Below are 14,208 nucleotides of genomic sequence, written 5' to 3'. Positions count from 1 at the left end.
AATTGTCGTTGTCCACCAATAAGGAGTCGTTTATAAAAGGTACGCTTATCCTTGCGGGTGCTGCGTTGATCGCGAGAGTGCTTGGATTGTTTCAACGTGTACCGCTTGAGCATATTTTGGGGGATGTAGGTAATGCTGCATATGTGCAAGCAAATGGGGCCTATTTTATGTTGCTAACATTAGCAACTGCAGGAATTCCCAGCACGTTAAGTAAAATGGTGTCCGAGCGGCATGCGCTTAACAACCCTTTAGAAGCGAGAAGGATTTATCATGCAGGGCTTATGTTTGCCGCAGTTGCTGGAGTGGTTATGTTCGTTCTGTTGTTTACCATGGCTCCATATTATGCAGCGGTAACGCGTATTCCAGAATCGGCTGTAGCAATCCGGGCTCTAGCACCGGCGCTGCTGATTTTTCCATTGATTGCGATTATTCGCGGATATCTGCAAGGCAGAAATATTATGATTGCCGGCGGGGTATCTCAGGTTATTGAGCAAATAGTTCGTGTTACTACAGGTATTATACTTGCATTTTTGTTCTATCATTGGGGTTTTTCCGGAGAAAAGATTGCTGCCGGAGCTACATTTGGCGCTGTAATCGGCGGGGGAGCTGCTCTAATTGTCATGCTGGTGTATAACGCAAAAGTGCGGCGTAAGGATAAAGTGGATCGACCGGGGACATTATCTGACGATGCCAAGCTGCCCTATAAAAAAATCTACATTGAAATTTTCAAGCTGTCTATTCCTATTGTGCTTACGGCCATGGCAATACCTGCTGTTAATTTCATTGATAGCTCGATATTAAAACCATTATTGACAGGATATATCGGATCGGATGAAGCAACATATGTGCTGGGAATTTTAGGTAATCGGGCGCAAATGATTGCAGGTATTCCGCCAATTTTGGCTATCGCATTGAGCCAGTCGCTGGTACCGATTATTTCGGCTGCGTTTGCCAGAGGGGATAAGGATCATTTAAAGAGTCAGGTAACCCTAGCGATGCGCGTGTCTGTACTGACCGGGATGCCGATTATTTTGGCCCTGGCTACAGCATCGTATTCTGTGAATGGTCTTTTGTTCAGTACGCGTGACGGAAGCAGCATTATTGCGTTATTAACCTTGATGACGATATTCCAGATCACGATGATGACCAGCAACTCGATTTTGCTAGGGATCAATAAAGCGACCCGATCAATGGTTCACGTTGCGATCGGTATTGTGGTAAAGCTGATTGGGAGTTATGCTTTGGCTCCTTTATGGGGAATTTACGGAATCGTGACTGCGACAGGGCTTTGTTTCCTGGTTATTACGATTTTGAACATCAGAACCATGAAAAAAATAGTACCGTTCTCCATCATGGGCAACCGTTGGCCAGGCTTTATTGCAACGATTCTTGTATTGTCTGGTGTAGGCTATGGATTAAATCAAGCAGGTATTCAGATGGAAGCATTTATGCCGGGCCGAGTTGCTTTTTTCCTTACCTGCTGTATTGTAGGCGCGGTGGTCGTTGCGCTGTACCCGGTGATGCTGGTAATTCTTCGTGTTGTTCGCAAGGACGAGCTGGCAAGCTATCCGAAGCCGCTTCGCAAGCTGCTGTCACCGCTCATGCGGCTGCAGCGGTCACGTTCGAGCCAGACGAACTCGTCGAACGGCTAGGTCGGCTCGTCGGCCACGGCATCGTGGGCGAGCGCGGTTTTTAAGATGCCGAGCCTGTGCTCGCGACTGATGTCGCACAGGTAAGGCGACTGGGGCGGGCTGATGCCATCCAGCGCGCCCCAGTCCTTGAGCCAATCCTCGCGAGTGATTGGCTCGTAGGGCGTGTCGCCCCAAGCGTCAAGCAGCTTGGGGCTATAGAGACGCTCGCCCGGCGGCAGCGTCTCGCCTTTAAGAAGCTCTGCCCCCTGCAACGAGGGGGTCAGAGCTTCTTTTACATTGGCCGTGAAGAATTCCGGCCAATAGTCCTCGCGCGAGCCGGTGTGCGGCACGCTCTCGGCGAAGCGCTGCGCGCCGCTGCGCACGGCGCGCAGACCCATGAGCATCGCGTACAGGTTTTTACCTAACGCGATGCGGGCCGTAAGGCTGCCAAAGTCGGAGACGACACGCCCCGCAAGGCGGCGCACTTCGCCGTCTCCTCGGCAGCCCTCTGCCAGCAGGCCATATGCTGCTTGGCATATGGCCTCAGCGCTAATCTCATCATCCGATGCAGCATCCTCCTGTTCAGATGTCGGGCTAAAGCTATTAGCAGCCTCGTCCTCCTTGCCAGCCTGCACACACTCGCAATCCTCCATGAGCGGAAATACAACCTGATTCAGCCCTGTAATACTGCTGATATGAAAATGCGCTTTATCCGTAACGTATTTCTGATAATACGGATGGCGAATGACTCTTTTTTCAATGTAATTTTGCTCGTTAATTATAAGTCCAACCGTTAGAAGGGTACTTCCCCGGTCGATCCAAAATCGTTCCCAAAAAGGGCGCATAAATCTGGAAACGTGAAAATAAGACAGGAGATGAAATCGGCTTGACCCGAGCTCCCTGCTCTTTATATACAGGAGTAGCTGCGGATAAGCATCCTGAAAAATGAGCGCATTGCTGCGCTCAATAAAACGATACATCGTGCGCTTGGTCTCTTCGTCCAATATATCGCATACTCTGCTTCCTCTTAGGTCGGTCATATTCCAGCCAGCGTTACGTGATACCATGTGAGCAAGAAAAGCCCAGTGCAATTCCGGGTAGGCTTGATAGCTGGCCAAATAAGCTTCTGTGCGAGTAATGTTGCTAATCCCTGCCCGGCTGGTTGCGAGTGAAATTTCTTCAACAAGTGCACGATCGGCATCGTTCAGGGTTTCTTCCTCTGATCTTGAAGTGACCCCACGACGGAGAATGTCCTCAATTTCAGAAATGACCGTTCTGGCAGATGCCTCGTTCCAATCTAAAGTAATTCTCTCCTCACGAAGTCGACTGGAATCCGCGATGCCTGCGGCTTTGCCTTTCACAATCTCACTAATTGCAGCAGGCAGTCGACGGATGAATTGCTTGATGCCGGATTGTGATTCAGGATTCTGCGGATCTTGTGGGTTTTCCACCATGGACTCACCTCACTTCTTACTTAGCTGAATGATATTACAAGTATGGCCAATAATTTGACTTCCACTCCTCATTTTGGTTGACTTAAGGAGAAGATTCGACTAGATAGTCAAACATAGAAAGGAATGAAGATGATGAAGCAGATGAATTCAGCGGGAGAATTTAATGTAAGCATTCAATCCAGCAATTTGATCGTGGCCGTATTCAAGGCGGACTGGTGCGGAGATTGCAAGTATATTGATCCTTTTATGCCAGAGGTTGAAGAGAAATATAGTGACAGACTTACTTTGATTGAAGTGGATGTAGATAAGGTTGGCGATGTTAGCCAGGAGCAGAATATTTTAGGAATTCCAAGCTTTGTGGCTTATGCGGACGGACGCGAACTCGTTCGTTTTGTAAATAAGCTGCGCAAGACACGCGAAGAAATCGAAGACTTCTTAAATAAGGCATTAGATGTTTATCATACTCTCCATGATACGGCAGAGAGAAAAGAATAGTTAATACAGGAAGCTCGAAACGGTCATATCAACCTCAAAAATCACATTTTCCCTGCTTTATACTCAGGTGAAGATGTGATTTTTGAATTTTTTATCTAGTTTCTCTATGATTGCTATAGTCTTATCGGGTATAATGAAATGTGATTTATAAAAGTTTTAATTTTTTCAATGATCACGATTCCTTACTATTTTATGTAGCGGGTGAGAATTTTTGAAGACGAAGCAATTAAAATGGCTTAGCTATCTTTCCTGTTTTGTAATGTTTCTGGCCACATTGGGCGGTAGTGTTGTAACTAAGACGGAATCGGGACTTGGTTGTGGAAGCGAATGGCCATTGTGTCATGGCAAGTTCGTGCCTGCCCATACACTGGCGTCCATGATTGAATATTCGCACAGGGCAGTTAGTGGTGCTGCTGGATTGCTCTCTCTTGCAGCGTTTGTGGCGTTTTGGATGTACCGCAAAAATCGTAAAGATTTGCAAGCGTATTCGTTCCTTGCGTTGTTATTTGTAATGGTGCAAGCTTTTATGGGGGCTATGGCTGTTGTTTATCCAACCTCCTCACCAGTAATGGCACTTCACTTTGGCTTTTCACTGATTGCATTTGCCAGCTCGATTATGCTCGTATTGGGTATTCGTGAGGATGAGTCGAGAGAAGGCAAGCCTGTCTCGTCTATCGTTCAGCCACGTGTGTCCAAAGGCTTTCGTAATTTGACCTGGTTTGCAACGGCCTACACGTATATTGTTGTATATATTGGAGCGTACGTTAGCCATACGGATTCAGCCGGAGGCTGTACAGGATGGCCGTTATGCAATGATCAACTTATCCCGGAAATGACAGGCGGAGTTGGCATTGCTTTTATCCACCGGGTTGCTGCGGCTTTGCTGCTTGTGGTGATTGGGACCGTCGGACATTTTGCTTACCGGAAACATCCTGAACACAAAGAAATTCGGAGCCTTGGTGTTGCAGCGACTATTTTGGTCGTTATTCAGGTGCTTACGGGTGCGGGGATAGTATTTACGCTAACCAATTATGAAGTATATCTGTTCACGTCACTTGCCCATATTATCGTGCTTGCAGCATTGTTCGGAGTGCTTTGTTATATGAGTGTAAGGACATGGCAATTAAGCAAGAAATCAGACCGTCCTGTTGAGGGCTAACAAATATAAATTGTGACACAAAAGTCCACGGATTGTCGGGGGCTTTTGTTGCTTCAAGACTCTTGGAATGAGTATGGACGGATTCGGGAAGTTTTATAGAATAGGAATGAAGAACGTTTCGAAGTTTATCCGGAGGAATAGTTACCGCAATAGGCGATTTCTGTGATGATCAAATACATATTTACGAAAAGAGGAGATGTCATGCTGCGAATATTGCTTGGCGAGCCGCCAAGACAAAACGAGGGTCTGCTAGGCAGAACCATCGATGCAATGGTACAGACAACCAGGCTGCTTAAGAAGGAAATTCAGCTTCATCAAGACCCTTCCCATGATTATCGCAAATTGGAGGTCTGGACAAGGGGGTTGATTTCCTCTCTTGATGAGCTGGAGCAGTGTCTGTATGCCGCGAACTTTTTCCGCAAAAAAGTAGTACATAATTATGAGCAGGATATGACCACCACTGAACGTGGCGACTACGCGAGATATGTATTTTTTTATAAAGATGCATTTATTCGGGTGTTCTCTACACTGGACAAGCTTGGCACGCTGCTCAACGAACTGTATGATCTGAATACCACTAAGGTGAAGGCACATTTTTCGTATTTTACCGTCCTTCGCCAGTTCCAGTATTTTAAAGTGTATGATGATCTTGGAGGTCGTTTAGTTGCAATCAAAGAAAATTACCGTGAAGCACTATCGATTCTTCGTCGGAGACGGAATACGGAGATCCATTATATGAACCATGAAATGAAGGATGATTTATGGCAGCGTCACCAGACTTTATACGGCAAAATCGAACTTGAAGACCTGGATCAGCATATTCATGAGCTGGAGCAGGGCTTTCAAATGGTATGTGAAACGTTGGAAGTGGTATTTATTTATACCAATCAAAGATGGAAGAAGCTTATTTCTAACTAAGGGGATGATATATTTGTTTGATGATAATCACAGACCTTTTTCCCACTCTGCTGATCCATACGGTGCCAAGGCTAATTTTGATACAAATCAGCAAAAAATGCACTCTGAAGGTGTTCCGGGATTATGGAGACAAATCACTAATTTGCTTATTCTTGTTGGAATTGTGTCAATTATTATTATTTTGATCAAAATACTATGAATTTATCGTTAAAATGCATTATTTCCCTTTGACAAAACACATGAAAGAATCTATACTCTAAAATAGTTTCTGAAAGCTTAATCACACTTTCAAAGTATAATTTCATATTTTCTTATCGAGAGAGGCGGAGGGAAAGGCCCGATGAAGCCCAGCAACCGATTCGTTTATAGCAGTAAGATTGTATCCTTCTGCACGAATGTCATGGTGCTAATTCCTTCAAAACCGTACGGTGACGTATATGGGTTTTGGTAGATGAGAAGGCATTGTCTTTACGTAAAGAGAGCCCTTTGATTCTGCAAAGGGCTCTTTTCTGTATATTGAACTCATATTTTAGCCAACCCTTGAACAGGAGGCGTCGAATTGATCGAACTTAAAGGTCTAACCAAAGTATATGGCAGTAAAAAGAAAGTAACTACGGCATTGTCCGGACTTAGTCTAACGGTTGATAAAGGAGAAATTTTCGGAGTGATTGGTCATTCCGGTGCCGGAAAAAGTACACTTATTCGTTGTATTAACCTACTTGAACGCCCTACTGAAGGGGAAGTTTGGGTTGGGGGCGTTGAGCTTACAAAATTGGGTAAAAGAGAGCTGCAGCAGAAGCGGAGCAAAATCGGAATGATTTTTCAGCACTTTAACCTGCTGTCCTCGGCAACAGTATATAACAACATCGCTTTTCCTTTAACACTAAATGGGACACCTAAGGCGGTTATTAAGGAAAGAGTAAATGAACTTCTGGCTTTAGTTGGTCTTGAGGAACATAGCGATAAATTCCCCGCTCAGCTATCTGGCGGGCAGAAGCAGCGGGTAGGGATTGCACGGGCGCTTGCCAGCGATCCGGATGTTCTGCTCTGTGACGAGGCTACTTCTGCGCTTGATCCGCAGACAACGGACTCCATTTTGAATTTGCTCCTCGATATTAATAAGAAGTTTAAGCTGACCATCTTGTTGATTACTCATGAAATGCATGTGATTCAGAGCATTTGCGATCGGGTGGCGGTTATACATGAAGGCGGCATCGTTGAAGAAGGGCCAGTGAGCGAAGTGTTTTTGAAGCCAAAGCATTTCGTCACCAAGGAATTCATTAACCGCGATTCGGTGGGAGATGATGGAGTTAAATTAGCTGCTTCCGTACCAAGACCGGAATGGGCTAAGTTGGTTAAAATTACGTTCCTTGGCGCTAAAACATATGAATCTGTACTGTCCCAGGTAGTACGTGAGACGGGAGTAAACTTTGCAATATTGCAAGGCACAATATCAACGATTAAGGACGTCCCGTATGGGAAATTGACAGTTTCCTTTGAAGGGGAAGACAGTGCTGTTGACAAAACGCTGAAGCTGCTTCAGGAACGGGACCTTGATGTGGAGGTGATCGGGTAATGCTAGGGCTGGATTTTTCCAAAATCGATTGGGCTGAAATGGGTAAAGCTTCAGTAGACACGCTTCAAATGATGGGCTACGCTACCTTGTTCACATTCCTGATCGGTTTACCGCTAGGTGTACTGCTATACACTTTTTCTCGCTCCAATTCCTTGGTATTAGGATTGATTTACAGGGTTCTGTCACTCATCGTGAACATTGTCCGCTCGGTTCCGTTTATCATTCTTATCGTCGCTCTTATTCCATTCACTCGTGCAATTGTGGGTGTTTCCTCAGGTGTTGAAGGAACGATTCCTCCGCTTGTGATCGGGGCTGCACCGTTCTTCGCTCGTCTCGTAGAGACTGCACTTCGTGAAGTGGACCGCGGTGTTATCGAGGCTTCACATGCGATGGGGGCTTCGACTCTGCAGGTAATTCGCAAGGTACTTCTTCCTGAATCTCTGCCTGGTTTAATTGCAGGGATGACGATTACCGCAGTTACGCTTGTCTCTTACACAGCAATGTCGGGTATGGTCGGCGGAGGTGGACTTGGTGACTTGGCAATTCGTTATGGATACTACCGATATGAGAAGGAAGTTATGATCATCTCGGTTATCTTTATGGTCGTTCTGGTGCAGATCCTGCAAATGCTGGGAGACCGTCTCGTTATTTATTTTTCACGGAAATAAGGAAGTACTAAATATATATTTTATCCTTATTCAAAAAATCATGTTCTAGGAGGGCATACTGTTATGAAAAAATGGTCACTATCTTTACTTACTTTAGCGCTTGTTCTGGTATTGGCAGCTTGCGGCAACAACAATGCGAAGAACAATACGGCAACTAACACGCCAGCAGCAGAAGGCAATGCAGCAACGGAAACTCCGGCCGCATCCGAGTCAGTTAAATTGGTAGTAGGTGCTACTGCGCCTCATGCGGACATTCTTAAATTCATCGCTCCAAAATTGAAAGAAGAAGGCGTTGAGCTGGAAGTTAAAGAATTCACAGATTATGTTCAACCGAACGTACAAGTGTATGAGAAACAACTTGATGCTAACTATTTCCAACATCAGCCTTACCTTGATGACCAAAACAAACAAAATAAATTTGATTTGGTTTCTGTTGTAGGCGTTCATGTTGAGCCATTCGGTGCATACTCCAAAAAATATACTGCTGTAGATCAAATTCCTGACGGTGCAAAAGTAGCGATCCCTAACGATGCAACTAACGGCGGCCGTGCGCTCCTGCTTCTTGAAAAACAAGGCTTGATCAAGCTGAAAGAAGATGCAGGACTTGATGCAACTAAAGTTGATATCGCTGAAAATCCGAAGAAACTGAATTTTATTGAAGTTGATGCAGCAATGCTTCCTCGTCAATTGGAAGAAGTTGACTTTGCTTTGATCAATACAAACTATGCACTTGAAGCAGATCTCAATCCGACAAAGGATGCTCTGTTCATCGAAGATAAAGATTCACCGTACACTAACATTCTGGTAGCTCGTCCTGACAATAAAGACTCCGAAGCGATCCAAAAGCTTGCTAAAGCACTGACTTCTGATGATGTTAGAAAATTCATCGAAGCTACTTACAAAGGTGCGCTCGTACCAGTATTCTAAGAAATATGATTGCGATCCCGCTGCTCAGTGCAGCGGGATTTTTTGTCTGTGCTAGAAGTTGAATTGAGCAATTAGCCGTTGCCCCGCGTTGGCCTGGGCGGTGGCGATGGGCATGACGGTGGTGAAATGGCCGGGCTATTTTTTGAGTCATTATTTTTACTAGTCTAAACTACGTGCTTAGCTTTAAACAAGTGAGTCGCATGTGTTACATTTACGAAATGAATGCTGGAATGCTGTTTGTGGGAATCCTTTAAATCTTTTATACTTGAATAGAGGTTTTTAAGAGGAGGAGAAGGACTTTGATGGGAAAAGTCGCCCTGATTACCGGGAGCGCCAAGGGACTTGGCAAAAGAACTGCACTGACGCTGGCGGAGCAAGGATGTCACATCGCATTGAATTATGTACATAGTGAATCTGAAGCATATGCCCTTCAGTCCGAAATCGAGACCATGGGCGTACGCTGTATTGCCATACAGGCTGATATTTCCCACAGGGAGGACATAACATTCCTTGTCCGGCAGGTGAATGAGAAATTGGGGACCATCGATATTCTCGTTAACAATGCGGGACCATTTATTCGTGAACGCCGATTGTTTGCTGATTATTCGCAATCAGATATTTTGGCAATGATTGACGGTAATTTTGTAGGTACGATCCTTCTTGATCATCTGGTTCTTCCTGGGATGAGGGATAAGAACTGGGGGAGAATTATACATTTTGGGTTTGGTCATGCGTCAGAATCACGTGCTTGGCCACATCGTGCGGTATATGCGGCTTCAAAGACCGGACTTGTCTCTTTTACAAAGACGTTGGCAGTAGAGGAAGCTTCACATGGAATTACAGTTAATATGGTGTGCCCTGGAGATATAAGAGGCGGCAATAAGGAAATTTCGATTTTAGAAGCCCGTGAGCTGAGAGACGGGGAGACACCGTTGGGTCGTCCTGGCAGCGGTGAAGATATTGCCAGAGTTATTTCATTCCTGTGCCACCCGGATTCAGACTTTATTACGGGCAACATCATGGATATATCCGGAGGACTCGATCCGATTCGGCCTTGGGTGAAACCTTCATAACAAATAAACTCGGCCCTTCCATTCTATCGTGGAGGGGCCGAGTTCACAGTTATGCTGTATATTTCATTAGAATACTTGAACAACCTCTTGTACGCCTTCCACTTCTTCAAACAGGGCGCGTTCGATACCTGCTTTAAGAGTGATTGTGGAGCTTGGGCAGCTGCCGCATGCACCCATCAGCTTCAGCTTAACGATACCGTCCTCAACGTCCACCAAATCAACGTCGCCGCCGTCACGTTGCAAGAAGGGGCGAAGTTTATCCAGAACTTCCAACACTTCATCATACAATTTATCTTGTACGTTTTCGCTCATTGTCTTCAACTCCTTTCCTGTATATTATATTACAAATATCTTTAAAATTAAATGCTTTGGAAACGGAGGCAACTTACATTGAGGCCAATTATTGAATACTGCACGAACAACTCCGGATTTGGCACGGATGACATCATGAATAAGTTAAAAGAAAATTATGACTGTGAAGTATACGAGTACGGTTGTCTGACTGGCTGCGGAATGTGCTACTTGTCTCCTTATGCGTTGTTTGATGGTGATACGGTAGAAGCAGAAACCGCCGAGCAATTGTATGATTTGATTGTGAAGAAAATTAAAGAAAAGGAGCAGAATCAAGCAAAAGAATAGTCTGATGATTAATTGCTCCTATAACAGGTATCTATGTATTATTGCCTATCCGATATGACGTTTGGACATCCAGAGCACGCCGCTTTTAAGTAAACGCGGGACTCTTCCGGTAACCTGGGTTTTGCCCATTAGCCCAAATCCAGTTTTTTTGGAAAGTTTAGGTTCCTCGCCATGCCACATTGAGGAAATAATATGCGCGATTTGATGTCCTTGCCCTTCTGCTGCCTGAGCACTTGGTGCAAAAGGAAGACTGGCGCAATCACCGCAGACAAAAACCTCAGGATGGTCTGGAATTTGATAATGACCGCCTAGTACGACACGTCCTTGCTTATCTTTTGCTACAGTGAGGTCCTGAACGATTTTTACTGACTGAATACCAGCGGTCCAAATGGTTACATCAGAATGAATGTCGCCGCTCTCAGAAGGCCCCTCAGTGAAATGGATCAATCGTTCATGCAGATCAAGCGACAGAACTTCGCCATACTTGATGTTCAGATCCGAATATTCTGGAAATGGGACTCGAAGTTCATTGTCTGATGGTCCCTTCTGCCAGGACACCGGCTATCCGGTGTCCACTACGAGGCCTTATTCATACACTTGAATTTCGTTATAAAAGGTGTCCCGTTCAACAGGGATTCGTCCTGCACCTTGGATAAGCCAGATTAACTCTTTACGTGTAATACCTTCCGGAGTTACTGCGCCAGCAGCATGGCTGATCTTCTCTCTAACAATGGTTCCGTGCACATCGGAGGCTCCAAAGGAGAGCGCTACTTGAGTCAATTGAACTCCGATATTAATGAAATAAGCCTTGATATGCTGAATATTATCGAGCATCAAGCGACTGATTGCGATCGTTTTTAAATCTTCATACGCGGAATTCCGACGCATAATGCCTGCATTTTTGTTGCGCGGCTGCATGGATAGCGGAATAAATACCATGAACCCACCAGTTTCATCCTGAAGCTCACGAATTTGGATCATATGGCGAATACGATCCTCATGCGATTCAATAGAACCATACAACATCGTTGTATGTGTCTTCATACCAAGCTGATGTGCTGTGCGGTGTACGTCGAGATACTGATCAACGTTCGCTTTTTCCACCTTCATCTTTTCCCGATATTGATCAGACAAAATTTCAGCACCGCCGCCGGTAAGCGATTTTAGGCCAGCCTCTTTCAGAGCGAGAAGCACTTCTTTTGTACTCATTCCGCTAATCCGGGTGAAAAACTCAATTTCTGCAGCAGTGTAGGCCTTGAGAGTGACGTTAGGAAAACGTTCATTCAATGCCTTGAGCGAATCTACATAGTACTGAAAAGGTACGTGTTGATTATGACCCCCGACGATATGAAACTCACGAACACCAGGGTGGATATGCTGCTCGACATAAGCTACCATTTCCGCGCCGGACAGCGTATAGGCTCCTTCTTCGCCTTGATCTTTACGGAAGCTGCAAAAAGCGCAGTGAGATTCACAGATGTTTGTGAAATATAGACTCATATTTTCGATAAAATATACTTTCTTTCCGTTTTTTCTCATGTTAACTTCATTAGCTAACTGCCCGATCGTTAACAGATCGTCGCTTTCATATAGATATACCCCATCCTCAAGGGTGAGACGTTGTCCTAGCCTAACTTTTTCAATGATTTCAGCCATTTTTTTATCCGTATTTGGAGTAGCTACCGCAACCATTAAAGTACCTCCGTTTCCACTTTACGCAATACGCTCCCTATCATTTAGGAAGGATTGACTTATTAGACAGTATGAATCACTTTCCTATTATAAACCTCGATTTGCAAGGCGGCAATAAGATGAAAATTGATGTTTGTGATTACTGCAGTACTAAATATCACATTGCTTGAGGCGAAGAGAGATGTGGAGTATACTTTTTATATAAAGGAGGGCTTAAAATGATTGAAATTTCTGACAGTGCTATTAATCGGATTAAAGATATGATTGCTGGTGAAGAAACTCAAGGGATGTTTCTGCGTCTCGGCGTAAATCCGGGTGGCTGCAGTGGTTTTTCATATAGCATGGGGCTTGATGATCAAGAGAGCGAAAACGATGTCTTCATGGACGTCAAAGGAGTCAAAGTCGTTGTAGGCAAGGAAAGCATGCGCTATTTGAACGGTCTTGAAATTGACTTTCAGGAATCCGGCATGAGTGGTGGGTTCACAATCCATAATCCTAACGCCATCGCTTCTTGCGGCTGCGGTCAATCGTTTCGTATGCGGGATGAAGAGGGCAAGCCTGAGGTATGTGATTAATCCGCCAGTAACTGCGAGAATGGACATTTAGAATTGCGGATGGCGGCATAAATTGAGCGGAAGCTATCCCGATTCATGTACATTAACACAACCTTAAAATCGATGTTTATAGGTTGTAGAACATGGCCTCTATGGCGTATACATACGCTATGGAGGTCTTTTTGTAGTACAAGAAAACTCAAGTTTGGCCCTTTCTCGTAGTCACTCATATAGAATAATGAAATAAAGGCGGCAATATTTCTAAGGATAACCAGCACTTTCAAATGCCACAGGTTTTCTGTTATATTTATTATTATAACAATTGTTGTAATAAAACGGAGGTGTTTATTATAAAAATCTTACAACTAACTATGGACGAAGCAGTTGAAATAAGCAAAGTTATCTCCAACGAGCATCGGATGAACATACTGAAAATATTAAGTACAGGTCCACATAACGTAAATGAATTATCAGAGAAGCTTGGGCTTCCGTTCTCCACGACAGCCGTAAATGTAAAGAAGCTGGAAGATGTCAATCTGATCATTACCGAGCTGGTTCCTGGACGGGGGACGCAAAAGGTCAATTCTAAAAATTACGATCGAATTATTATTGATTTATTTACGGAAGATGTAGAGAAGGATAAAAACGTGATTACGATCGACATGCCGATTGGCGAATATGTAGATTGTCAGGCTGAGCCAAGCTGCGGTCTAGTTAGCGAAAGCGATTATATCGGCATTCAGGATGATCCGCGTTCATTCTACGAGCCAGGACGGAGAGAGGCTCAACTGTTATATTTCCGGGTGGGCTATGTCGAATATCGGTATCCAAACCGCATTCCTTACGGGAATATAGCGTCTGAAATTCAGTTCAGTGCGGAAATATGCTCGGAGGCTCCTTATCATAAGCTGGATTGGCCGTCGGATATTACTGTCTGGGTCAATGATATAGAAATCGGTATATGGACTTCGCCTGGAGACTTTGGGGGAGAAAGAGGTTTCAACACTCCAGATTGGTGGCTGACGTATTTTACCCAATACGGGCTATTAAAGCATTGGAAGATTAATTCTAATGGTAGCTTCATAGACGGAGTGAAAATTTCCGAGGTCACTGTAAATGATTTAAACATCAACGAGAAACCGTTTATTTCATTGCGTATCGGAGTGAAGAGAGATGCAGTGAATGCAGGTGGATTAAATCTATTTGGACCTAATTTTGGGAATTATCGACAAGGAATCATTATGAATGTTCATTATTGATTGTTTTATTACAATAAAAGTTGTTATAAAACAAGGATAAACGCGCTTTTACGACCCTTATTATTGAGAATAATAAGTATTATGTGTAAAAAGGCACAATCTTAGTGTGCTTTTTTCTTTTTTTATATTTTTATTACAAATTATATTGATATAAAACATAAAT

General features: G+C 44.3%; 15 protein-coding genes, 1 pseudogene and 1 riboswitch. Of the genes and pseudogenes, 12 read left to right on the top strand and 4 right to left on the bottom strand.

The genetic code is table 11. From position 1 onward, the window contains the following. Positions 1-8 precede the first annotated feature (8 nt). A complete protein-coding gene (locus tag BLS49_RS07530) occupies positions 9-1,652 on the top strand; it encodes a putative polysaccharide biosynthesis protein (protein ID WP_091228024.1) in 1,644 nt (547 codons plus the stop codon). On the opposite strand, the gene BLS49_RS07525 is transcribed toward BLS49_RS07530, so the two are convergent. After that, positions 1,649-3,085, bottom strand: a complete 1,437-nt coding sequence (locus tag BLS49_RS07525) for a DUF2515 family protein (RefSeq protein WP_091228022.1) — start codon at positions 3,083-3,085, stop codon at positions 1,649-1,651. The genes BLS49_RS07530 and BLS49_RS07525 overlap by 4 nt on opposite strands. A 132-nt stretch (positions 3,086-3,217) precedes the next feature. Between BLS49_RS07525 and BLS49_RS07520 the strand changes: the two genes are divergently transcribed. From BLS49_RS07520 to BLS49_RS07485, 8 genes are all read left to right on the top strand, one after another. Then, on the top strand, positions 3,218-3,580 hold the full coding sequence (locus BLS49_RS07520; RefSeq protein ID WP_091228223.1) for a thioredoxin family protein: 363 nt from the start codon (positions 3,218-3,220) through the stop codon (positions 3,578-3,580). Positions 3,581-3,791: 211 nt separating this feature from the next. Continuing rightward, positions 3,792-4,739 (top strand): COX15/CtaA family protein, encoded by a 948-nt coding sequence (locus BLS49_RS07515; RefSeq protein WP_091228021.1) that lies wholly within the window; start codon positions 3,792-3,794, stop codon positions 4,737-4,739. A 201-nt stretch (positions 4,740-4,940) separates the two neighbouring features. Continuing rightward, a complete protein-coding gene (locus BLS49_RS07510; protein WP_091228019.1) occupies positions 4,941-5,657 on the top strand; it encodes a Cthe_2314 family HEPN domain-containing protein in 717 nt (238 codons plus the stop codon). Between the two features lie 13 nt (positions 5,658-5,670). Continuing rightward, positions 5,671-5,856, top strand: coding sequence for a hypothetical protein (locus BLS49_RS07505; RefSeq protein WP_245742296.1), 186 nt, complete (start codon positions 5,671-5,673; stop codon positions 5,854-5,856). 109 nt (positions 5,857-5,965) lie between these two features. Continuing rightward, a riboswitch (SAM riboswitch) is annotated at positions 5,966-6,115 on the top strand. A 101-nt stretch (positions 6,116-6,216) separates the two neighbouring features. Continuing rightward, the gene (locus BLS49_RS07500) at positions 6,217-7,233 is read left to right on the top strand and encodes a methionine ABC transporter ATP-binding protein (protein WP_091228016.1); all 1,017 of its coding nucleotides are present in this window, start codon (positions 6,217-6,219) and stop codon (positions 7,231-7,233) included. Further along, positions 7,233-7,901, top strand: coding sequence for a methionine ABC transporter permease (locus tag BLS49_RS07495; protein WP_091228014.1), 669 nt, complete (start codon positions 7,233-7,235; stop codon positions 7,899-7,901). The genes BLS49_RS07500 and BLS49_RS07495 overlap by 1 nt, the downstream gene beginning before the upstream one ends. A 63-nt stretch (positions 7,902-7,964) precedes the next feature. Continuing rightward, on the top strand, positions 7,965-8,828 hold the full coding sequence (locus BLS49_RS07490; RefSeq protein WP_091228012.1) for a MetQ/NlpA family ABC transporter substrate-binding protein: 864 nt from the start codon (positions 7,965-7,967) through the stop codon (positions 8,826-8,828). A 299-nt stretch (positions 8,829-9,127) separates the two neighbouring features. After that, positions 9,128-9,901, top strand: a complete 774-nt coding sequence (locus tag BLS49_RS07485) for an SDR family oxidoreductase (RefSeq protein ID WP_091228011.1) — start codon at positions 9,128-9,130, stop codon at positions 9,899-9,901. Between the two features lie 66 nt (positions 9,902-9,967). Here the strand turns inward: BLS49_RS07485 and BLS49_RS07480 are convergent, their stop codons facing one another. After that, positions 9,968-10,213: a NifU family protein gene (locus BLS49_RS07480; RefSeq protein WP_091228009.1), complete on the bottom strand. Its 246-nt coding sequence runs from the start codon at positions 10,211-10,213 to the stop codon at positions 9,968-9,970. 78 nt (positions 10,214-10,291) lie between these two features. Between BLS49_RS07480 and BLS49_RS07475 the strand changes: the two genes are divergently transcribed. Continuing rightward, positions 10,292-10,540: a YuzB family protein gene (locus tag BLS49_RS07475; RefSeq protein WP_091228008.1), complete on the top strand. Its 249-nt coding sequence runs from the start codon at positions 10,292-10,294 to the stop codon at positions 10,538-10,540. A 45-nt stretch (positions 10,541-10,585) separates the two neighbouring features. On the opposite strand, the pseudogene BLS49_RS07470 reads toward BLS49_RS07475, so the two are convergent. Both BLS49_RS07470 and mqnE read right to left on the bottom strand, forming a co-directional pair. Further along, positions 10,586-10,948: pseudogene (locus BLS49_RS07470) on the bottom strand (NAD(P)/FAD-dependent oxidoreductase); the annotation flags it as partial. A 177-nt stretch (positions 10,949-11,125) separates the two neighbouring features. After that, a complete protein-coding gene (gene mqnE / locus BLS49_RS07465; protein WP_091228006.1) occupies positions 11,126-12,232 on the bottom strand; it encodes an aminofutalosine synthase MqnE in 1,107 nt (368 codons plus the stop codon). A gap of 218 nt (positions 12,233-12,450) precedes the next feature. Between mqnE and BLS49_RS07460 the strand changes: the two genes are divergently transcribed. Both BLS49_RS07460 and BLS49_RS07455 read left to right on the top strand, forming a co-directional pair. Next, entirely contained in the window at positions 12,451-12,807 is a 357-nt protein-coding gene (locus BLS49_RS07460; protein WP_091228005.1) for a HesB/IscA family protein, read from the top strand. Positions 12,808-13,205: 398 nt separating this feature from the next. Further along, a complete protein-coding gene (locus BLS49_RS07455; protein ID WP_245742295.1) occupies positions 13,206-14,045 on the top strand; it encodes an ArsR/SmtB family transcription factor in 840 nt (279 codons plus the stop codon). Positions 14,046-14,208: the final 163 nt, after the last annotated feature.

Origin of the sequence: Fontibacillus panacisegetis, assembly GCF_900102215.1 — a bacterium.
Classification (GTDB): Bacteria; Bacillota; Bacilli; order Paenibacillales; family Paenibacillaceae; genus Fontibacillus; species Fontibacillus panacisegetis.
Note: the sequence above shows the minus strand (reverse complement) of the source record. Positions and strands in the feature narration are given on the sequence as shown.

Excerpts from the sequence above, each read along its gene's own strand:
- BLS49_RS07525 (WP_091228022.1), bottom strand. The coding sequence starts at position 3,085 with ATGGTGGAAAACCCACAAGATCCGCAGAATCCTGAATCACAATCCGGC.
- BLS49_RS07520 (WP_091228223.1), top strand. The coding sequence starts at position 3,218 with ATGAAGCAGATGAATTCAGCGGGAGAATTTAATGTAAGCATTCAATCC.
- BLS49_RS07510 (WP_091228019.1), top strand. The coding sequence starts at position 4,941 with ATGCTGCGAATATTGCTTGGCGAGCCGCCAAGACAAAACGAGGGTCTG.
- BLS49_RS07495 (WP_091228014.1), top strand. The coding sequence starts at position 7,233 with ATGCTAGGGCTGGATTTTTCCAAAATCGATTGGGCTGAAATGGGTAAA.
- BLS49_RS07490 (WP_091228012.1), top strand. The coding sequence starts at position 7,965 with ATGAAAAAATGGTCACTATCTTTACTTACTTTAGCGCTTGTTCTGGTA.
- BLS49_RS07480 (WP_091228009.1), bottom strand. The coding sequence starts at position 10,213 with ATGAGCGAAAACGTACAAGATAAATTGTATGATGAAGTGTTGGAAGTT.
- mqnE (WP_091228006.1), bottom strand. The coding sequence starts at position 12,232 with ATGGTTGCGGTAGCTACTCCAAATACGGATAAAAAAATGGCTGAAATC.
- BLS49_RS07460 (WP_091228005.1), top strand. The coding sequence starts at position 12,451 with ATGATTGAAATTTCTGACAGTGCTATTAATCGGATTAAAGATATGATT.
- BLS49_RS07455 (WP_245742295.1), top strand. The coding sequence starts at position 13,206 with ATGAACATACTGAAAATATTAAGTACAGGTCCACATAACGTAAATGAA.